The organism is Reyranella aquatilis (assembly GCF_020880995.1).
In the GTDB taxonomy this organism is placed as follows: domain Bacteria; phylum Pseudomonadota; class Alphaproteobacteria; order Reyranellales; family Reyranellaceae; genus Reyranella; species Reyranella aquatilis.
Genome location: NZ_JAJISD010000013.1, coordinates 38,775 through 58,921, shown reverse-complemented (window position 1 = coordinate 58,921; position 20,147 = coordinate 38,775). Strand labels below are relative to the sequence as shown.

General features: G+C 68.4%; 19 protein-coding genes. 6 read left to right on the top strand and 13 right to left on the bottom strand.

Features of this window, described 5'->3' with window-relative positions:
• Positions 1-37: 37 nt before the first annotated feature.
• The 5 genes from LJ725_RS24515 to LJ725_RS24495 all read right to left on the bottom strand — a co-directional run bounded on the left by LJ725_RS24515 (position 38) and on the right by LJ725_RS24495 (position 7,778).
• Positions 38-442, bottom strand: coding sequence for a DUF983 domain-containing protein (locus LJ725_RS24515; RefSeq protein ID WP_230553581.1), 405 nt, complete (start codon positions 440-442; stop codon positions 38-40).
• Positions 443-464: 22 nt separating this feature from the next.
• Positions 465-2,741, bottom strand: coding sequence for a ribonuclease R (rnr, locus tag LJ725_RS24510; RefSeq protein ID WP_230553580.1), 2,277 nt, complete (start codon positions 2,739-2,741; stop codon positions 465-467).
• Positions 2,734-5,427: a type I DNA topoisomerase gene (gene topA, locus LJ725_RS24505; protein ID WP_230553579.1), complete on the bottom strand. Its 2,694-nt coding sequence runs from the start codon at positions 5,425-5,427 to the stop codon at positions 2,734-2,736. The genes rnr and topA overlap by 8 nt, the downstream gene beginning before the upstream one ends.
• A 51-nt stretch (positions 5,428-5,478) precedes the next feature.
• Positions 5,479-6,534, bottom strand: coding sequence for a DNA-processing protein DprA (dprA, locus tag LJ725_RS24500; RefSeq protein ID WP_230553578.1), 1,056 nt, complete (start codon positions 6,532-6,534; stop codon positions 5,479-5,481).
• Between the two features lie 68 nt (positions 6,535-6,602).
• The gene (locus LJ725_RS24495; protein WP_230553577.1) at positions 6,603-7,778 is read right to left on the bottom strand and encodes an MFS transporter; all 1,176 of its coding nucleotides are present in this window, start codon (positions 7,776-7,778) and stop codon (positions 6,603-6,605) included.
• Positions 7,779-7,865: 87 nt separating this feature from the next.
• On the opposite strand from LJ725_RS24495, the gene LJ725_RS24490 reads away from it, so the two are divergent.
• Complete coding sequence (locus LJ725_RS24490) at positions 7,866-8,879, top strand: putative 2-aminoethylphosphonate ABC transporter substrate-binding protein (RefSeq protein ID WP_230553576.1); 1,014 nt, start codon at positions 7,866-7,868, stop codon at positions 8,877-8,879.
• Here LJ725_RS24490 and plsY read toward each other — a convergent pair whose 3' ends face one another.
• The 5 genes from plsY to LJ725_RS24465 form a co-directional block, all read right to left on the bottom strand.
• Complete coding sequence (gene plsY, locus LJ725_RS24485; protein ID WP_230553575.1) at positions 8,880-9,491, bottom strand: glycerol-3-phosphate 1-O-acyltransferase PlsY; 612 nt, start codon at positions 9,489-9,491, stop codon at positions 8,880-8,882.
• A gap of 10 nt (positions 9,492-9,501) precedes the next feature.
• On the bottom strand, positions 9,502-10,287 hold the full coding sequence (locus LJ725_RS24480; protein WP_230553574.1) for a hypothetical protein: 786 nt from the start codon (positions 10,285-10,287) through the stop codon (positions 9,502-9,504).
• A gap of 64 nt (positions 10,288-10,351) precedes the next feature.
• A complete protein-coding gene (gene pyrC / locus LJ725_RS24475; RefSeq protein ID WP_230553573.1) occupies positions 10,352-11,692 on the bottom strand; it encodes a dihydroorotase in 1,341 nt (446 codons plus the stop codon).
• Positions 11,689-12,654 (bottom strand): aspartate carbamoyltransferase catalytic subunit, encoded by a 966-nt coding sequence (locus LJ725_RS24470; RefSeq protein ID WP_230553572.1) that lies wholly within the window; start codon positions 12,652-12,654, stop codon positions 11,689-11,691. Before LJ725_RS24470 ends, pyrC begins: the two co-directional genes overlap by 4 nt.
• A 62-nt stretch (positions 12,655-12,716) precedes the next feature.
• On the bottom strand, positions 12,717-13,922 hold the full coding sequence (locus tag LJ725_RS24465; protein WP_230553571.1) for a citrate/2-methylcitrate synthase: 1,206 nt from the start codon (positions 13,920-13,922) through the stop codon (positions 12,717-12,719).
• Positions 13,923-14,006: 84 nt separating this feature from the next.
• Between LJ725_RS24465 and LJ725_RS24460 the strand changes: the two genes are divergently transcribed.
• Complete coding sequence (locus LJ725_RS24460) at positions 14,007-15,092, top strand: citrate synthase/methylcitrate synthase (RefSeq protein WP_230553570.1); 1,086 nt, start codon at positions 14,007-14,009, stop codon at positions 15,090-15,092.
• Between the two features lie 6 nt (positions 15,093-15,098).
• Here LJ725_RS24460 and LJ725_RS24455 read toward each other — a convergent pair whose 3' ends face one another.
• A complete protein-coding gene (locus LJ725_RS24455) occupies positions 15,099-15,650 on the bottom strand; it encodes a hypothetical protein (protein WP_230553569.1) in 552 nt (183 codons plus the stop codon).
• 30 nt (positions 15,651-15,680) lie between these two features.
• Complete coding sequence (locus LJ725_RS24450) at positions 15,681-16,571, bottom strand: phytanoyl-CoA dioxygenase family protein (RefSeq protein WP_230553568.1); 891 nt, start codon at positions 16,569-16,571, stop codon at positions 15,681-15,683.
• Between the two features lie 46 nt (positions 16,572-16,617).
• Between LJ725_RS24450 and LJ725_RS24445 the strand changes: the two genes are divergently transcribed.
• Genes LJ725_RS24445 through LJ725_RS24430 form a run of 4 tightly spaced genes read left to right on the top strand, consistent with a single transcriptional unit; the run spans position 16,618 to position 19,646 of the window.
• Positions 16,618-17,250, top strand: a complete 633-nt coding sequence (locus LJ725_RS24445; protein WP_230553567.1) for a TIGR02466 family protein — start codon at positions 16,618-16,620, stop codon at positions 17,248-17,250.
• 10 nt (positions 17,251-17,260) lie between these two features.
• Positions 17,261-18,073, top strand: a complete 813-nt coding sequence (locus tag LJ725_RS24440) for an amidohydrolase family protein (RefSeq protein ID WP_230553566.1) — start codon at positions 17,261-17,263, stop codon at positions 18,071-18,073.
• On the top strand, positions 18,070-18,471 hold the full coding sequence (locus tag LJ725_RS24435) for a FixH family protein (protein ID WP_230553565.1): 402 nt from the start codon (positions 18,070-18,072) through the stop codon (positions 18,469-18,471). Before LJ725_RS24440 ends, LJ725_RS24435 begins: the two co-directional genes overlap by 4 nt.
• Positions 18,468-19,646, top strand: a complete 1,179-nt coding sequence (locus LJ725_RS24430; protein WP_230553564.1) for a cytochrome-c peroxidase — start codon at positions 18,468-18,470, stop codon at positions 19,644-19,646. Before LJ725_RS24435 ends, LJ725_RS24430 begins: the two co-directional genes overlap by 4 nt.
• Before the next feature lie 23 nt (positions 19,647-19,669).
• Here LJ725_RS24430 and ruvX read toward each other — a convergent pair whose 3' ends face one another.
• Positions 19,670-20,146, bottom strand: coding sequence for a Holliday junction resolvase RuvX (gene ruvX, locus LJ725_RS24425; protein WP_230553563.1), 477 nt, complete (start codon positions 20,144-20,146; stop codon positions 19,670-19,672).
• Position 20,147 lies beyond the last annotated feature (1 nt).

The following is a 20,147-nucleotide window of genomic DNA, read 5'->3' as shown; positions in this document are numbered from 1 at the left end:
CACCATACCACAGGCCGTCGGCAGGCGGCCACGACCTTCAGGCCGAGGGGTCGAAGCTCCCGGTTGCGGCCTTCGGCGCGGCGATCTTCTGGGCCCAAAGCAGCGCAATTACGGCGCCCTTGATCTTCGGCAGCAGGAAGAGGGCGAGCACGACGGACAGCGGCAGCCACAGCAGGGCGTGCACCCACAGCGGCGGCTCGGTCCCCCAGCGTTCCACCAGGAGGACCAGGGGAACGACGATGTGACCGACGATGAAGATCGTAAAGTAGGCGGGCGCGTCATCGGCGCGAAACGGTTCGAGCGCCAAGTCGCAGCAGTCGCAGCGGCTCTTCATCTTGAGGTAGGAGCTGAACAGGCGCCCGCTGTTGCAGCGCGGGCAGCGGCCGTGCCAGCCTCGTATCAGGGCGGTCCAGAAATCGACCGGAGCGTAATCGCCGTTCATGGAGGCAGGATGGGCCCCCGGCTCACTTTCGTCGGCGTGACCCTTTGTCCCGTGGCGGCCCGCGATGCGCGACCGGACGCCGCGGCGGACCACGACGATCCTTGCCCGGGGGCGCCCGGAAGCTGCGCGGCGCGGCCTGCCGTTCGACCCGCTCGATCACGTCGACGATCTCGAACATCAGGCCGCCCGTGGCGGCATCGGCCTCGACCAGCTTGAGCTGCAGCCGGTCGCCCAAGCCGAACGTCTCGCCGGTCCGCTCGCCGATCAACACCTGGCGGCCCTCGTCGTGGCGGAAGAATTCCTGACCCAGCGAGCGGATCGGGATGAGGCCGTCGGCGCCGGTTCCTTCCAGCGAGGCGAACAGGCCGAACCGGGTGACGCTGGAGACGCGACCGGGGAAGACGGCACCGACATGTCCCGCCATGAAGTTGGCGACGTAGCGGTCCATGGCGCTGCGCTCGGCCGCGACCGCGCGGCGCTCGCACATCGACAGGTGCTCGCCGAACTCGGTAAAGCGGCCCTTGTCGTCGGCAACGAGGCCGCCTTCGCCCAGTCCGTAGGCGGCGATCAGCGCGCGATGGACGATGAGATCGGGGAAGCGCCGGATCGGCGAGGTGAAGTGCGCGTAGCGGGCGAGGGCCAGGCCGAAATGGCCGAGATTGTCCGGGCTGTAGACCGCCTGGCTCTGGCTGCGCAGCACCGTCTGGCTGACCAGCTGCGACACCGGCTTGTCGGCAACCTCGCTGAGGATGCGGTTGAGGTCGGCGGGGCGCAGCCGCTGGCCGGTCGGGACCTTGAGGCCCAGCGTGCCGAGGAACTCGCGCAGGGCCTCGAGCTTGGCGAGGTCGGGCTGGTCGTGGACGCGGTAGAGGCAGGGCGCGTGGCGCTGCTCCAGCGCCTGGGCCGCGGCCACGTTGGCCAGCACCATGAACTCCTCGATCAGCTTGTGGCTGTCGAGGCGTTCGCGCACGCCGATCTTCGCAATGTGGCCATCCTTGCCCAGAGTCACCAGTCGCTCGGGCAGGTCGAGATCGAGCGCACCGCGCGCCTCGCGGGCCGCCAGCAAAACGCGATAGGCGCCGTAGAGCGGGCGCACGACCCGGTCCATCAGCGGCTCGATCTCCGCGTCCGGCATGCCGTTCATGGCGTGCTGCACGCGGTTGTAGGTGAGACGGGCGGCCGAGCGCATCATGGCGCGGTGGAACTTGTGGCGCTTCAGGTGGCCCTGGGCGTCGATCCACATCTCCGCCACCAGCACCGGCCGGTCCTCGCGCGGGACCAGCGAGCACCAGTGGTTCGAGAGCTGCTCGGGCAGCATCGGCACGACGCGGTCGGGGAAGTAGACCGAGGTGCCGCGGCGGTAGGCGGCGCGGTCGAGCGGCCGGTCGTGGCGCACGTACCAGGCGACGTCGGCGATGGCGACGAGCAGGCGCCAGCCGCCGGGATGGTCGGGATCGGGTTCCGCGAACACCGCGTCGTCGAAGTCGCGCGCGTCCTCGCCGTCGATCGTGACCAGCGGCACGTCGCGCAGGTCGAGGCGATCGCCCATCGGGGCGGCCCGGGCCTTCTCGGCCTCCTCGAGCGCGGCTTCGGGGAAATCGACCGGGATGTCGTTGGCGGCGATGGCGATCAGGCTGACGGTGCGCGGATCGCTCATCGGGCCGATGCGCTCGACCACGCGAGCCCGCCGCGTCAGCGCGCCGCCGGTCTCCTCGATCCAGACGATGTCGCCGGGCAGGGCGCCGTTCCGGTCGTTGGGGCGCACGTCGAACTCGCGACGCAGCTTGCGGTCGGTCGGCGTGACCAGACCGAGCCCGTGGCGGCCGTCGGGCTCCTCGTAGAGGCCGAGGATCTTCTTCGGGCCGCTGCCCAGCCGGCGGATGATGCGCGCCTCGTAGGTGTTCTTGCCGCGGCGCTTCAGGCTCGCGAGCACGCGATCGCCGACGGCCGGCGCCGGCACGGTGCGCGAGGAGGGCACCACGACCTCGATGCGCGGCGCCGGTCCGTCCTTCTCATCGTCGTGGCGGCGCGGCACCGCCAGAAGATGGCCGTCGCTGTCGACGGTGACGATTTCCAGCACGGCGGTCTCAGTGAGCGCCTGCGGGTCGCGGAAGGTCTTGGCGCGGTCGGGCGCGATGTCGCCGGCATCGCGCAGGTCGCGGAGAAGTTCCTTGAGCTCGATACGCTGGTCGCCCTTCAACCCGTAGGCGCGGGCGATCTCGCGCTTGCCGACAGGCGTTTCGTTCTCGCGGATGAAGGCCAGCAGTTCGTCGCGAGTCGGGACCTTGCCCTTAGCCATCGGTGCCGGTTCGGGGCGGGGCGTCGTCCTTGGCCTTCGCGGCTTTCTTCTTCGCCGCCGGCTTCTTCTTCGCGGCGGCCTTCTTCGCCTTGGGCTTGGAGCCGGCGTCGTTGGCCGCCGCGGGCGCGGCCTTCTTCGCGCGTGCGGGCTTTTTCTTGCCCCCGCCCTTGGCGGCGCGCTCGGCCAGCAGCGCGATCGCCTGGTCGAGCGTCAGGTCTTCGGGCTTGATGTCGCGGGGAACCGTGGCGTTGATGCCGCCGTGCTTCACGTAGGGGCCGTATCGGCCGTCGTATAGTTCGACGGGCGCCTCGTCGGACGGGTGGTTGCCGATGCTGCGGATCGGCTTGGCGGCGGCGCGGCCGCGCGGGTTCTTCGCCTCCGCGAGCAGGGCCACGGCGCGGTTCATGCCGATCTCGAGCACGCTCTCGTCGGATGGGATCGATTTGTATTTCGGCCCATGCTTCACATAGGGGCCGAAGCGGCCGACGCCGGCCAGGATCACTTCGCCGTCCTCGGGATGGGGGCCCAGTTCGCGCGGCAGGGAGAGCAGCGCCAGCGCCTTCTCGAGCGTCAGGTCGCTCGGTGTCATGTCGCGCAGCAGCGACTGGCGCTTGGGCTTCTCCTTGCCTTCCGGCTCGCCCAGCTGGACGTAGAGACCGTAGGGGCCCTTGCGCAGGGTCACCTGCTTGCCCGTCACCGGGTCGACTCCCAAGATCTTGGGGCCGTCAAGATTCTCGCCGCTGGCTGCATCGGCCTCGGCGTCGACGATGCCGAGCTTTCGCGTGAAGCGGCACTCGGGATAGTTCGAGCAGCCGATGAAGGCGCCGAACTTGCCGAGCTTCAGCCCGAGGCGGCCGTTGGCGCAGGACGGGCAGTCACGCGGGTTCTTTCCGCCATTGTCGTTGGCAGGAAAGAAGTGCGGGCCAAGCTCCTCGTCGAGCTTGTCGAGGACCTCGCTGACGCGAAGATCCTTGGTCTCGCCGACCGCCGCCGAAAAGGCCTTCCAGAACTCGCGCAGCACCTCGTGCCAGTCGATCTTGCCGCTGGAAATATCGTCCAGCTCTTCCTCGAGATGGGCGGTGAAGCCGTATTCGACGTAGCGCGGGAAGTAGGTCTGCAGGAAGGCCGTGACGATGCGGCCGCGATCCTCTGGAATGAATCGCTTGCGGTCGAGGCGCACGTAGTTGCGGCGCTGCAGGACCTCGATGATGCTGGCGTAGGTCGAGGGGCGGCCGATGCCGAGCTCCTCGAGCTTCTTCACGAGGCTGGCTTCCGAGTATCGCGGCGGCGGCTCGGTGAAATGCTGTTCCGGCACGACCTCGCGCCGTTCCATCGCCTCGTTCTCCGCCACGTCGGGCAGGATGGTGCCGGACTCGTCGTCCTCGTTCTTGTCGTCCTGGCCCTCGTCGTAGAGTGCAAGGAAGCCGTTGAACTTCACGACCGACCCGGTGGCGCGCAGCTGCACGGTCTTGTCGCCGCTGGCGATGTCGACCGTGACCTGGTCGAGCACGGCGCTTTCCATCTGGCTGGCGACCGTGCGCTTCCAGATCAGCTCGTAGAGGCCCAGCTGGTCCCTGTCGAGGTAGGCCGCGACGTCCTGCGGCGTGCGGAAGAGATCCGTCGGGCGGATCGCCTCGTGCGCTTCCTGGGCATTCTTGGCCTTCGACGAATAGATGCGCGGGCTGGCCGGGACGTAAGACGCGCCATACTTGGTCTCGATCAGGCGGCGGGTCTGGCCGATCGCCTCGGGCGCGAGCTGCACGCCGTCGGTACGCATATAGGTGATGAGGCCGACCGTCTCGCCGCCGATGTCGACGCCTTCGTACAGGCGCTGGGCGATGCGCATGGCGGTGGCGGCGCCGAGGCCGAGCTTGCGCGAGGCTTCCTGCTGCAGGGTCGAGGTGATGAAGGGCGGCGGCGGGTTGCGCCGGACCTGCCGACGGTCAATCGACGACACCGCGAAGGCGCGGCGCTCGATCTCGCGCTTGGCCTGCTCGGCACGTTCCTTCGTGTCGAGGTCGAACTTGTCGAGCTTGCGGCCGTCGAGATGGGTGAGACGGGCCTTCAGCACCTGCTTCTTGGCGGTGCCGAAATAGGCGTCGACCGTCCAGTACTCGCGGCTCTTGAAGACCTCGATCTCGGATTCGCGCTCACAGATCAGGCGCAGCGCGACCGACTGTACGCGGCCGGCCGAACGGCTGCCGGGCAGCTTGCGCCACAGCACCGGCGAGAGGGTGAATCCCACCAGGTAGTCGAGGGCGCGGCGGGCGAGATAGGCGTCGATCAGCGGCTGGTCGAGGTCGCGCGGATGGGCGACTGCGTCGAGCACTGACTGCTTGGTGATGGCATTGAAGGTGACTCGCTTGACGTCGACGTCCTTCAGCGCCTTCTTGCGCTGCAGGATGTCGAGCACGTGCCACGAAATGGCCTCGCCCTCGCGATCCGGGTCGGTTGCGAGGTAGAGCTTGCCGCCCTTGCTGACGGCGTGGGCGATGGCGTCGATGCGCTTCTGCGACTGGGCGTCGACCTCCCAGTCCATGGCGAAATCTTCATCGGGTCGGACCGAACCATCCTTGGGCGGCAGGTCGCGGACATGACCGTACGAGGCCAGCACGGTGTAGCCGGGGCCCAGATACTTCCCAATGGTCTTAGCCTTGGCCGGGGACTCGACGACCAGTACGTCCATCGCCGGAACATGCTCCAGTTCAATATCAAATACCGGAGCTAAATCACTGATTTAAATCAGAGAAACGCGGTTACCCCGGTGCCTCTCCAGGCGACCCTCCAGCTCGAGAGCCATCAGGACCTCCGAAACGGCGGCGGCGGACACTTGGCACCGGCGCACCAGTTCGTCAACCGCGGTGGGAACGGCCCCCAGTGCCTGCACGATCCGTGCGGAGGCTTCGTCGCCCGGGATTTCCTTTGCATTCTCAGGGGCTTGGCGGACTGTGGAGGGGCGGCCGAGGACGCTCAGAATATCGTTGGAGTCGCGCACCAGAATCGCCCCATCACGAATGAGGCCATTGGATCCGGCGTAGCGAGGATCCATGGGCGACCCCGGCACGACGAACACCTCGCGTCCCTGTTCGGCGGCGCGCTGCGCGGTGATCAGCGAACCCGACCGCTCGGCGGCCTCGATGACGACGACGCCCGCCGAGAGGCCGCTCACGATGCGATTGCGGCGGGGGAATGCGCGGGCCGTGGGCGGGGCGCCGAGGGGAGCCTCACTGAGGATCAGTCCGCGCTCGGCGATGGCGGCCTGTAGGGCGGCATGATGCGGCGGATAGACCTGATCCACCCCGCAGGCGAGCACGGCGACTGTCCCGGTTTCGAGTGAGGCTTCGTGCGCGGCGGCGTCGATGCCCCGGGCCAGGCCCGACGCGATCACGAAGCCTGACGCCCCGAGGGAGGTGGCGAGATCGGCGGCAAAGCGCCGGCCGGCCAGCGAGGCATCCCGCGCGCCGACGATCGCCAGCATCGGCCGCGCGAGCCATGCGGGATCGCCGAGTGCCGAGAGAACCGGAGGTGCGTCGGGCAATGCGGCCAGCGCGGCGGGATAGTGGGCATCTCCGAAAACCAGAAACCGGCCGGCCTGGGCTGCGAGGGCGGCCTCCTCGCGCTCGATCGAGGCCTCGGCCACCGTCGCGAGGGTCGTGCAGGCGGCGCGGGCGGATCCGAAATGCGCCAAGGCCTCGTGGAAGGTGACGGGGCCGATGCGGGCGCTGCGCGCCAGCCTTAGCCGGGCGCGGCGCTCCTCGGGCGCGAGTTCCATCTCGGGCGTGCCATCGAACATGAGGAGAACATTAGGGTCGTGTTATCCACATGTAAAACAACTGATGGTAGCAATCTCGATTCGTTGCCTTAAGCGCGGGTGCGGCGGCTGAGCAAGCCGCCGGCGGCACCCAGCAAGGCGAGCAATGCGGTGAGCGGACCGAAGCCCTCGAAGCCGACGGAGCCGATCATGACCGCGCCGAGTGCGGCGGCGCCAATCCAGCCCACGCTCGCCGACGTGCCGTTCAGCCCGAGCACGGTGCCCCGCACGTCTTCGGGGACGGAGGCGAGCGACGCCATGAAGGACGGCCGTCCGAGGGCATTGAACAGCACATAGACGAAGCCGACCGCGACCGAGACGGCGGGGCCGGGATGCCAGGTGAAGAGGACCAGCGCCGCCACGCCCGAAAGCGCCATGGCGACCGCGAAGGTGAGGAGCCGGTCGCGCAGCCGGTCGGCGAGCTGGCCGCCCGCCACGGTGCCGGCGATGTTGCCCAACGCGAACACCGCCAGCGGGATGGCGAGTTCGATCAGCGTCATATGATAGGTGACCTGCATGAAGGTGGCGAAGTAGACGACCGCGAGCCCGTAGCAGATGCGCTCGGCGACACCGGTGCCGAGCAGCCCCAGGACCCGCGGCGAGAGGGCGGACCGCATCGAGGGACGGGCGCCCGTACCGCGCGTATGACCCGCGCTGCCGCGACCCAGCGTCAGGAACAGGCCGACCACTGCCGCGATGGCGAGGCCTGCGACGCAGAGCAGCCAGCCGCGCCAGCCCACGATCGAGCCGATCGCGGCGGCCATCGGAACGCCGACGACGAGGGTGAGCGACTGGCCGCTCATCACCCAGCCGAGCGCGCGGCCGCGTTGGCTGTCGTGCACGCGAGAGGAGACTTCCGCGAACACGACGCCGGTGAAGGCGCCGGCACAGCCTCCGCCCGCCGCCGCCCAGACCGCCACCCAGAAGAAGGAGCCGGCCGCCGCCTGCGCCACCAGCGTGAGGGCGAGCGCGAAGGGGGCCGCGATCAGGATCGGCCGGCGGCCGATGACGTCGGACATCCAGCCGCCCAGCGCCGAGGTGATGCCCCAGGCCGTCGCCGTCAGCGAGACGAGGTTGGCGACGAGCGGCATGGCGACGTCGAGGTCGTGCGCCATCTCCAGGAGGAACGGCGCGCGCGTGGTGCCGCTCGAGGTCGCAGCGAAGGATCCGAGGCAGGCGGCGCCGATCAGCGCCCACGGGAGGCTGCGGGGGGAGGAAACGCTCATTCGTCGCTGCTATGACAGGAATGCCGGCGGTGCGCATCGGCCGGCTCGATATACGAGCCATGACTTGAGTTTGCGACGGAGCGAGCGATGACGAGATGGTGGGCCGCACTGGCCGGCGTGCTGGCAGCGACGGGCGCGATGGCCCAGGACAGAACGCGGCTCGAAGTCTATTCGACGCTGGAGATCGAGAACCTCAACGATTTCAAGAAGAGCTTCGAGGCGGAGAACCCCGACATCGAGATCCAGTGGAACCGCGACTCGACCGGCATCGTCACGGCGAAGATCCTGGCCGAGCAGGGCCAGCAGCGCGCCGATGCGATCTGGGGGCTGGCCGTCACCTCGATGCTGCTCCTCGAAAAGAAGGGCCTGCTGGAACCCTATGCGCCGAAGAACCTGGCGGCGATCAAGCCGTCGTTCCGCGATCCCGCCAATCCTCCCGCCTGGGTCGGCATGGAGGCCTGGGTCGCCGCAGTCTGCTTCAACACCATCGAGGCGCAGAAGCTCTCCCTGCCGAAGCCGCAATCCTGGTACGACCTGCTCGACCCGCGCTTCAGGGGCAAGCTCACCATGCCGCATCCGGCATCGTCGGGGACGGGCTTCTTCCACGTCTCGGCCTGGATCCAGATGTTCGGCGAGGCAAGGGCGTGGGAGTTCATGGACAGGCTGCACGAGAACATCGCGGTCTATGAGCACTCGGGTACCCGGCCCTGCCGCCAGGCCGCCGCCGGCGAGTTCCCGCTCGGCATCTCCTATGAGCTGGCGGCGGCGAGCGCCCGCCAGAAGGGCGCACCGATCGAGGGTCTCATGATGAAGGAGGGCGGTGGCTGGGACATGGACGCGGCCGCCATCCTGCGCGGGACGAAGAAGCCCGAGGCAGTGCGTCGCCTGATGGACTTCGCCGCCAGCCGCAAAGCGAACGAGCTCTACGCCTCGTTCGTGAGCCAGGTCGCGATGGAAGGCGTCGCCTCCAACATCCCCGACTACCCGGCAGGCGTGGCCGCCTCGATGATCCGGAACGACTTTGCGTGGGCGTCGGAGAATCGCGCCCGCATCCTGGCGGAGTGGGCGAGGCGCTACGACGGCAAGGCCGCGAGGAAGTAGTCAGGCCGCCGCCTGCTTCTTGCCTTCGCCGATCCTGGGTTCGGTGCCATTCAGAAGTCGCGCGATGTTCTCGTGATGCCGCGCCCACACCAGCGGAACGAGCAGCGTGAGCAGCAACGCGGCCCTGTGGTCGGTGAGGAACCACGCCGCCGCGGCAGCGACCACGACGCTGAGCAGGGCGGCGAGCGAGGAGTAGCGGAAGGCGGCGGCGATCGCCAGCCAGGCGGCACACGCGATCGCGCCGACCGGCCACGACAGGCCCCACATGATGCCGAGCGTCGTGGCCACGCCCTTGCCACCCTTGAAGCCCAGCCACACCGGATACATGTGTCCCAGCACCGCGCCGGCGGCCGCGCCGACGGCGGCAAGCTGGCCCACCTGGTCGGCGATCAGCACCGCGATGACACCCTTCAGCGCGTCGAGCAGCAGGGTGGCCGCCGCCAGTCCCTTGCGGCCGGTGCGCAGCACGTTGGTGGCGCCGATGTTGCCGGATCCCACCTTGCGGATGTCTCCCAGCCCGGCGCCGCGCGTCAGCAGCAGGCCGAAGGGGATCGAGCCCATGAGGTAGCCCATGAGGAATGGGCCGGCCATCAGGATCAGGGTCGACACCATCGTACGTGTCCTACGGGCTCAACAGCCGGCAGTTCGTCGAATCGACATAGGCGGTGGTCGGCGGTCCGACCAGTTCTGTCGTGATCTGCTCACCGGGCTGGATGGAGACGGGGCCGTAATAGGCGTCTTCCAGGGCGCGGGTGCCGTTCATGAATGTGCAGACGGCCTGGGTGTCGATGGGGCGCTGGGTATTCGACTTCAGCACGATCGTGACCTGCCAGTAGCGCGACGGGCCGTAGGTCAGATTGTTGGCGCCGATGGTGACGAGCGGCTGCGGCGTCGAGAAGGTGGGCACCGGGCGTGGACCGGTGCGGCGAGCCTGCGGCTGCGGCTTGGGGCCGATCGCCTCGGGCGGGCGGTAGGTCGACCGGCTCGGGTCGAATGCGGCGTTCGGATCGACGCTCGGGGCGCTCGGCGCTCCCAGCGGCTGCGGGGCACCGCCAAGCGTTGCGGTACCGCCGCCCGGCACGCCGAGCGGCTGCGGCGCGAGTGGCGCGGCGCTGATGGAGGAGCCCGTGCTCGGCGGAGGCGACAGGGGAGCAGGCGCGGCCTGCAGCGGTGTCGGCGTGGGGGTGGGCGCGGGCGTCGCCGCCGGCGCCTGTACACCGCCGACCTGCGTCTGCAGCCGGTCGTAGCAGGACAGGCGTGCCTGGGTTTCGGTGATCTCGCTGCAGATCTGGATATGCCGGGTCAACGCGTCGAGAAGGTCCTCGCGCGACCCGCCGCGCTGCTGCGCGTGGGCCGTGCCGGCGAGTGCGACAGTCGCGACGCCGAGAAGAAGTGAGTGCCGGAGCATCTGCGGTTCCCCGTTGAAAGACAGAACGACCATAACAGACCAGATGGCCGTTTGAAGGCGTCGGTTAGGCGGTGGTTGCGAAGCTGTCGTCGCGATAGATGGTGCGGCCGCCGACGATCGTGGCCAGCACGCGGCCCTGCACCGGGCGCTCGTCGAACGGCGAGTTCTTCGTCTTGCTCCAGAGATCGTCGCGATCGATCTTCCAGGCGTAGTCGGCGTCGAACAGGACGAGATCCGCCGGCGCGCCCTTGGCGAGTTTGCCGGCCGGCAGTCCGAACAACGCCGCGGGCTTGCTGGACAGCAGCTGGAAGAGGCGCGGCAGGGTGAGGTGCCCGCCATGGACCAGCTCCAGCGAGATCGGAAGCAGGGTCTCGAGCCCGATGCCACCCGGCTCGGCCTGCGCGAACGGAACGCGCTTGCTGTCCTGGTCCTGCGGCCGATGGTCGGAAACGATGGCGTCGATCGTACCGTTCTTCAGTCCTTCGACCACGGCGAGACGGTCCTTCTCGGCACGCAGGGGCGGCACCAGCTTGCCGAAGGTGCGGTAGTCGCCGACCGCGAGGTCGTTCAGCGCGAAATAGGGCGCCGCGGTATCGCAGGTGATCCTGAGGCCGCGCGCCTTGGCGGCGGCGATCGCCTCGACCGACTCTGCCGTGGAGATCTTCGTGAGATGCAGCCGGCCGCCCGTCATCTCGGCCAGCCTTATGTCGCGCTCGACCATCATCACTTCGGCAAGCGGCGGACTGCCCGACAAGCCGAGCCGCGTCGCGGTCGCACCGCTGGTCATGGTGCCGCCCGAGAGGGTCGGCTCCTGCGGCAGGTGGACGATCAGCGCATCGAAGGTCTTGGCGTAGTAGAGCGCGCGGCGCATCACCTGCGCGTTGCCCACGGCGTGGTCGGCATCGGTGAAGGCCACGGCGCCGGCCTCGGTGAGCAGGCCGATCTCCGCCAGTTCCTTGCCCTCGAGGCCCACCGTCAGCGCGCCATAGGCATACATGTTCGCAAGCTTCACCTGGCGCGCGCGGCGCGCCACGAACTCGATCAGCGAGGCATCGTCGAACGGAGGTTCCGTGTCGGGCAACAGCACCATCGAGGTGATGCCGCCGACCGCAGCCGCCACGCCGGCGCTTTCCAGCGTTTCCTTGTGCTCCTCGCCCGGCTCGCCGGTATGGACGCGCGTATCGACCACGCCGGGCGCGAGATAGAAGCCGCGGCAGTCGACCGACTGGATGCCGTAGGGTGCCCCCGAGGCGAAGAGGTTGGGGCCGAAATCGGCGATCTTGCCGTCGCTGATCAGGATGGCGCCGAGATACTCGCTGCCGCCCGTCGGATCGACGATGCGGGCGTTGATGTAGGCCGTCGAGCCGGCGTGCGGCGGGGCGGCCTTGTCGATCTTGCCGCTCATTCGCCGTTTCCGATCTGATTGCGGTTGCCGCCGATCAGCGCATCGAGGCAGGCCATGCGGACGGTGACGCCCATCTCGACCTGTTCGTGGATGACGCTGCGATCGAGGTCGTCGGCGACCTCCGAGTCGATTTCGACGCCGCGGTTCATCGGACCCGGATGCATGATCAGCGCATCGGGCTTGGCGTACTGCAGCTTGACCCGGTCGAGGCCGAAGAAGTGGAAGTATTCGCTGATCGAGGGGACGAACGAGCCCTGCATGCGCTCGGTCTGCAGGCGCAGCATCATCACGATGTCGACGTCCTTCAGGCCGGTCTTCATGCTGTAGTGGACCTCGACGCCCATCTTGTCGACGTCGGTGGGCATCAGCGTCGGCGGGCCGACCACGCGCACCCGGGCGCCCATGATCTGCAGCAGGTGGATGTTCGAGCGCGCCACGCGGCTGTGCATGATGTCGCCGCAGATCGCCACGAGGAGGCCTTCGAGGCTGCCGCGCCGGCGCCGGATGGTGAGCGCGTCGAGCAGGGCTTGCGTCGGGTGTTCGTGCTGGCCGTCGCCCGCGTTGATGACGGCGCAGTTGACCTTCTGTGACAGAAGATTGACCGCACCCGACTCGTGATGGCGCACCACGATGGCGTCGGGTCGCATGGCGTTCAGCGTCATCGCCGTGTCGAGCAGCGTCTCGCCCTTGCGCACGGAGGAGGTCGCCACATCCATGTTGATGACGTCGGCGCCCAGCCGCTTGGCCGCTACCTCGAAACTGGTGCGGGTGCGCGTCGAATTCTCGAAGAACAGGTTGATGATGGTGCGACCGGCCAGCCGGTCCCGCCGTTTATCGACGGACCTGTTCTGGTCGATGTAGGTTTCGGATAGGTCGAGCAAGCCCGAAATCGTTTCAGGCGAAAGACCTTCGATGCCGAGTAAGTGGGGCAACCTCGGCACGCCCGCGCGATTATTTGTCACTAAAGCGCGACGTTAAGCACGCACGCGCGGCGCTCGCAAGAAAGCGTTTTGGTGGATAACCGTCAGGCGCTCGGACGCGGTCCGGTATAGCGGGCGCGCGGCCGTATCAGCGCACCATGTGCAGCCTGCTCGATGGCATGCGCGATCCAGCCGACCGTGCGTCCGAGCAGGAAGATCGCCAGTGCGGAGTCCGCCGGCAGACCGAGCAGGCGTTCCAGGACGACGGTCGCGAAGTCGACGTTCAGCTTTCGGTCGATCTGCTGCTCGACCGCGGCCGCCACGCGCTCGGCGAAGGCCAGTTCGGGGGCACCGGCCGCGAACTCGCGCATCAGGGCGAAGAGGGCGACGGCCCGGACGTCGCCGTCGGGATAGAGCTGGTGGCCGAATCCCGGGATGTAGGTGCGCTCGCGCACCCGGCGGGCGACCTCGGCGTCGATGTCGCCCGCCTGCCTGAGATCGGCGAGAAGGCTGGCGACGCGTCGCGTCAGCCCGCCGTGCCGCGGGCCATTGATCGCGACCAGCCCGGCGATCGTCGACGCGTACAGGTTGGCGCCGGTCGAGGCCACGACACGGGCGGCGAAGGCCGAGGCGTTGAATTCATGGTCGGCCGAGAGGACGAGCGCGGCGCGGATGAGCGGCGCATGCTCGACCGGCACGTTCCACGCGGTGGCGACCTGCTCGTGGACCGGACGGTCGGAGAGAGGCTGGCCGGTCACAGCCGCCGCCAGCAGGCGCAGGATGCGCGCTCCGGTATCGAGCATCGCGGCGCGATCCTCGACCCAGCTCGGATGATCCCAGCGTGCCGCGGCCGGCAGGAGAACCAGGCAGGCATCGACCGGTGGCAGGGCGGATGCCGCCTGCCAGGCGCTGCGCAGGGTGGCGGAGAGGGGCGGCAGGTTGCGTGCGGCGAACGGTCGGTCGTCGCACTCCCAGAGCAGCTGCGCGACCTGCTCGAGCGAGCTGTTGCGGGCGAGTCGTGTGGCCTCATGGCCGCGATAGAAGAGGCGGCCGCTTTCGATCAGGGTCAGCGACGATTCCAGTACCGGCGTGCCGAAGTCGAGGGCGTTCGCGGCGATCGACTCGGCCTTGCGGCCGACATCGCGCCGTCTCTTCAGCTGGGCCACGTCGTCGGCCCGGTAGCGCCGCTCGCGCTGGCCGTTCGTGCCCTCGGAACGCAGCAGGCCGCGACTCACGTAGGCATAGAGGGTCGCGGCAGAGACGCCCAGACGGCGCGCTGCTTCCTTCGAGCTCAGCCATTCAGTTGCCATTTCTTATTATGTATTAATTCAGTCAATATTGACAATATATGTGCTGGACCGAATGTTGAGCCCGCAACAGCAAGGGGTTTTGCGATGCTGCAGACACGGGTGGATAGCGGTCTCGATGGGGTGATCGTGGCCGATACGGTGATGAGCGAAGTCGATGGCGAGGCCGGACGGCTGATCGTCCGGGGGCAGGCGATCGAGGATCTGGCCGGGGCGCGAGGCTTCGAGGGTGTGGCAGCGTTGCTGTGGGACGGGTTCGCCGAGGGCGGGGGTGACGAGACGGCGGTGCGTCAGGGCTTGGCCCAGGCCCGCGTGCGAGCCTTTGCCGAGGTGCCGAAACTGCTGCCGGCCGCGCGTGGTCTCACGCCTGTCGAGGGGCTGAGGGTCGGGCTCGGCATGCTGGCCGACAGCGAGCCGATGCCTCACCACTATCTGGTCTGCGGCGCGCTGCCTGTGTTTCTCGCGGCTCTCCTGCGCGCGGCAGAATCAAAATCCGCGCTGGCTCCCGATCCGACGCTGACGACGGCACAGGACCTCCTGCGCATGATCCGCGGCAACCGGGCCGAGGAAGCCTTCGAGAAGGCGCTCGACACCTACCTCGCCACCGTCGCCGACCACGGCTTCAACGCCTCCACCTTCACCGCACGCGTCGTGGCCTCGACCCGGGCCGGTCTGATTTCCTCGGTGCTCGCGGCACTCTGCGCGCTGAAGGGGCCGTTGCATGGCGGCGCGCCGGGGCCGGTACTCGACATGTTCGACGAGATCGGCACGCCCGACCGCGCCGAAGCCTGGCTGGACGACGCCTTCGCCAGTGGCACGCGCCTGATGGGCTTCGGCCATCGCGTCTACAAGAAGCGCGATCCGCGCGCCGACGTACTCAAGAACACGGTGGCGACGTTGCCGCAGACCGCAGGCCGGCTCGCCTTCGCGGTCGAGGTCGAGCGCAGCGCCATCGCCTCGTTGCGCAAGCACAAGCCGAAGCAGCGGCTGGAGACCAATGTCGAATACTATACGGCGCTGCTGCTGGAGGCGCTCGAGGTGCCGCGCAGCGCCTTCACCGCCCTGTTCGCTGTCGGCCGGGCCGCCGGCTGGTGCGCCCACATTTTCGAGCAGGAGAAGGGCGGGCGGCTGATCCGGCCGCAGTCCACCTATGTCGGGCCGCGGCCGCAATAGGCCGGATCAGCCACGCCGTATCGTCGACCCGCGCCAGGTGCGCGCGCGGGTGCCGGTCGCGTCGAACACCCAGAGGATCACGTCGGCACCCGCCGACGTGAAGGTGGCGGTGAAGTGGCGTCGCCAGAAGCTGCCATCGGCGTGGGCGAACAGCGCTTCCGTGCCGAGCTGGTTGGGCCGCACGGTGAGAGACGCCGTTCGCGGCATGGCGCGGGCGTCGGCCGAACTCAGGATCGCCACGCCCTCGGTCACCGGGCCGAACGCCATCGTCTCGCCGCGCTCGTCGGTCTGCATCGGCCCACCGTCGATCCGCAGCCAGACGGCGAGGCTTCCCCCGGCGGCGCGCAGGGCGAAGTGGAGCGCGAAGGGCGTGCCGTCGTCGTAGTTCTCCGGCGGTGCCTTGGGCGGTGGGAAGATATCCTCGAGCGGGATGGCGCGATGAAAGCGGGCGGCGCCGGCATAGGTGCCGAGCCAGCCGTCCCATGGATTGGGCTGGCCGTGCACGGGCGGCGCGGCGAGCAGCGCGGCGGCGGCAAGTAGCCCGCGCCGCCCCAGCATCAAAGTCGCCGGACAGGCGACCGGGCGGCGCTATCCGGCAACCGCGGCCTGCTCGTCATAGGTCTGGAAAAATCGACGGCCCGATCCGCGCTGGTTCTCGTAGATCGATCCTTGATGGTCGGCCGGTGGTAGTGGCATGCGCACCGGCGCGGGCCGCACGCGCGGCTCGATCGTCGGTTCGCCCAGCACCATGCGGCCGTTGAACTCGTCGAAATTGGCGACGCCCATCAGCGGCCAGGCGTCCGCCGCGGCATATTCGTGGAGCAGGAGTCGGCGCTGCCGGTTGGACCGGTTCAGCGCCGAGCCGTGGACCAGCCGTGCGTGGTGGATGGTCATCGAGCCCGCCGGACCGGTCAGAGGCACCGCCTTGCTCAAGTCGACGTTGCTCGCGTCGGGATCGAAGGCGCCGCAGAAGCGGCCGTTGGCGTGATGATCGTGAACCGGGCCCAGGTGCGTGCCCGGCACGACCATGAGCGGCCCGTTGGCCTCGTCGCAATCGTCCAGATAGATGCCCGTGGCCAGCACGTCGTCGTTGCTGTGCGGATAGAATGCCCAGTCCTGGTGCCATTCGACCGGCGAGCCGTAACCCGCCGACTTCATGTTGAGCTTGCCGCCGTGCAGGCGGATGGCGGGCCCGATGAGCTGCGACAGGAGGGACGTGATCTTGGGATCGCGCGCGAGGTCGCGGAAGAAGGCGTGGCGCTTGAAGATGGCGGGCTTCAGCCGCCGCACGCGGGGCAGCGTGGCGCTGTGGCTGGGTTCGAGGTCGTAGAGATCGTCGTTGGCGGTGACGCCGCGGGCCTCCGCGACCAACTGGTCTGTGAGACGCCGCAACTCGGCGAGCTGCGCGCCCTCGATCAGGCGCGGGATGACCAGGTAGCCGTCGCGGCGATAAGCCTCGATTTGTTGATCGCTGAGCATGGCTAAACCATAGCACGACCGCGCCGCATCATCGATAATCACTGCCATGCCGAGCCGTGCCCTTTTTCCGACCCTCGTCTATCGCGAGTCCCTCGTCGACCGCAGCTGGCGGCGCTTCAATCAGGACCTCGCCGACGAGTGCCAGTCGCTCGCGATCTCGGATGCGGCCGGCCAGCGCTGGTCGGCGAAGAACTACCTCGGCGGCTACACGTCCTACGGGTCGCTCGACCGGCTGCATCTCGTCTCGTCGCTGTTCGACCGGCTGCGTCGCAGGATCGACGGCCACGTGAAGAGCTTCGCGCGCGACCTTCACTACGATCTGGCGGGCCGCGCGCTCGCGATGACCGACTGCTGGGCCAACGTCATGCCGGCAGGCACGGTCCACTCCATGCACCTCCACCCGACCTCGTTCGTGAGCGGTACCTACTACGTGTCGGTGCCGAAGGGGGCGGGGGCGATCAAGTTCGAGGATCCGCGGCTTGCGCACCAGATGGCCGCCCCGCCGCGCCGGGCCGATGCGCCGGAGGCCTTCCGGTCCTTCGTCAGCGTGGCGGCGCAGGAGGGTGATCTCGTGCTGTTCGAGAGTTGGCTGCGCCACGAGGTGCCGCCGGCGCACTTCTCGGGCGAGCGCATCTCGATTAGCTTCAACTATGCCTGCCCGCTCAAGACGGATCGCTGAAGGACCATCGATGCGCATACTCGCCTTCGTCATCGCCCTGATCGCTTCTGCCGCCGTCGCCAGAGCCGCCGACGAACTGCCGATCTTCGACGCACACATGCACTACAGCCACGACGCCTGGTCGGTCGTGCCGCCGCACGAGGTGGTCGAGATCCTGAAGAAGGCTGGGATCAAGCGTGCCATGGTGTCGAGCTCGAACAACGAGGGCACCAAGATGCTGCAGGACGCGGCGCCGGGCCTGATCGTGCCGGAGCTTCGTCCCTACCGGTCGCGCGGCGAGATCTCGACCTGGGCAAGGGATCCGACCCTGATCCCGTACCTCGAGGACCTGCTGTCGAAGCGCAAGTATCGGGCGATCGGCGAGTTCCACATCTATGGCGCCGATGCCGACCTGCCCAACGTGCGGCGCGTGGTCGAGCTGGCGAAGCAGTACGGGCTGTACCTGCATTCGCATTCCGACGCCGACGCCGTGACTCGCCACTTCCAGCAGGACCCGAACGCAAGAGTCCTGTGGGCGCACTCGGGATTCGAGCGGCCCGAGAAGGTGCGCGAGATGCTGCGCCGCTATCCGACGCTGTGGTGCGATCTCGCTTTCCTGACCGCGCACGTCTCCAACGGCAAGGTGGCGCCGGGCTGGCGCGAACTCTTCATCGAGTTTCCCGACCGCTTCGTGCTGGGCAGCGACACCTTCACGCCGGAGCGCTGGCACTACGTGATCGAGAATGCCCGCTGGTCGCGGCAGTGGCTGTCCGACCTGCCGCCGGAGGTCGCGCGCAAGATCGCGTACGAGAACGGCGATCGCCTATTCGGAGGCGGCCAATGAGGCTGGCGGCGGCGCTGCTCGGGCTCTGCCTGGCGACGCCGGCCTGGGCCGACTGCCCGCTCGATCTGGGCCGTGGCATGGGCTGGGTCGTGTATTCCGATCATTACCTGATGGCGTTCCGGTCCGATCCGGCGCGCATCGAGGTGGGCGAGCCCTTCGCGCTCGTCCTCAACGTCTGCACCAAGAGCGGTGCCCCGGCGGAATTGCTGGCCGTCGATGCGCAGATGCCCGATCACCGCCATTTCATGAACTACAGGGCGAGCATCAAGTCGAACGGCGACGGTCGATTCCGGGCCGAGGGCATGCTGTTCCACATGCCCGGCCGGTGGGAGATCACCTTCGACGTGCGGGCGGGCGAGGAAAGCGAGCGCCTGACGCACGACATCATCCTCAAGTGATCCGGTTCCTGCTGCTGGTGTCGATGCTGGCCCTGTGGGCCGGCGGCGCGCCTGCGCAGCCGTTGCTCGACTGGACCGCCGAGGAAATCCGCACCGTCCGGCAGCACGGGCCGTGGCCGCCGCCACCGGCGCGCGATCCGTCCAACCGGGTGTCGGGCACGCCGGCCGGGATCGCGCTCGGGGAGCACCTGTTCAACGATCCGCGCCTGTCGGGCGATGGCCGCATGAGTTGCGCGACCTGCCATCAGGCCGGTCGCGAATGGAGCGACGGGCTGGCAAAAGGGAAGGGTGCGGTCGACCTCGATCGCCGCACGCCGTCGCTGTGGAACATCGGCTACCTGCACTGGTTCGGCTGGGACGGCGCGGGCGATTCCCTCTGGGCGCAGAGCATCCGTCCGCTATTGGATCCCCGCGAGATGAACGGCGGGGCGGCGCGTCCCGGCGAACTCCTGCGCAGCGACCGCGCCCTGGCCTGCGGGTACGAAAAGGCGTTCGGCGAAAAGCCCGGCCCGGACGACGAGCGGCTGCTGGTCGACACGGCCAAGGCCTTGGCCGCGTTCCAGGCGACCCTCGTCAGTCCGCGCACACCGTTCGACGACTTCCGCGACGCGCTCGTGGCCGGCGATCGCGAGCGCGCGGCGCGTTATCCGCTGGCGGCCCAGCGCGGGCTGAAGCTGTTCATCGGCGAGGCCAACTGCAATCTCTGTCATCTCGGCCCGCGCTTCACCAACGGCGAGTTCGGCGACATCGGCATTCCGTTCTTCGTGCGGCCGGGCGAGGTTGATCCGGGGCGTCTGGGCGGGCTCGCCCGGCTGGCGGCCAGTCCGTTCAACCTCCTGGGCAAGTACAATGACGATGCGACCGGCGCCAGCACGCGGCGCACGCGGCATGTGCAGCGCCAGCACTCCAACTTCGGCGAGTTTCGCGTTCCCGGTCTGCGTCAGGTCGGGCGCGGCGGGCCCTACATGCACAACGGCAGCGTGCCGACCCTCGAAGACGTCGTGAAACACTATTCGGAGGTTAGTCCGGATCGCCTGCACAGCGACGGCACGCCGCTCGTGCGGCCGCTCGGCCTGACGACGGAGCAGAGCGCCGACTTGGTCGCCTTCCTGCGCTCGCTCGATGCCGACCCGCCGCCGGCGCCGGCGCCGGCGCCAAAATCACTCTGTCCTTGAGATACGAAGTCGCGCGCCAGTGACTAACGGAGCCGCGCGATCGCGCTTTCCAGGATCCAGGCCGCCGCCGCAGCATCAACGCGTTCGGCTCGCTTCGAGCGCGTCATGTCGTAGTCGTCGATCATGCCGCGCGTGACGGCAGCGGTGCTGAGGCGCTCGTCCTGGAAGACGATCGGCAGGGCGGCGAGGGCGGGCGTGCCGTGGTTCTGGATATTGGTCACGAATTGGCGCACCGATTGACAACGCGGCCCTTCGGTCCCGTCCATGTTGAGCGGCAGCCCGACCGTCAGAGCCTTGACCTCGTGCTTGCGCACGAGCTGGTCGAGCGCGGCGAGATCGGCGGCGAGCTTGGTGCGCTTCAGCGTGGTGAGCGGCGTCGCCAGCATGCGCATTACGTCGGAGGTCGCGATGCCGATGGTCTTGGTCCCGAGGTCGAGCGCCATCAGGCGCCCGTCGCGAACGAGCAGGCTCTTCAATTCCGCAAAATCGACGACGGGCATG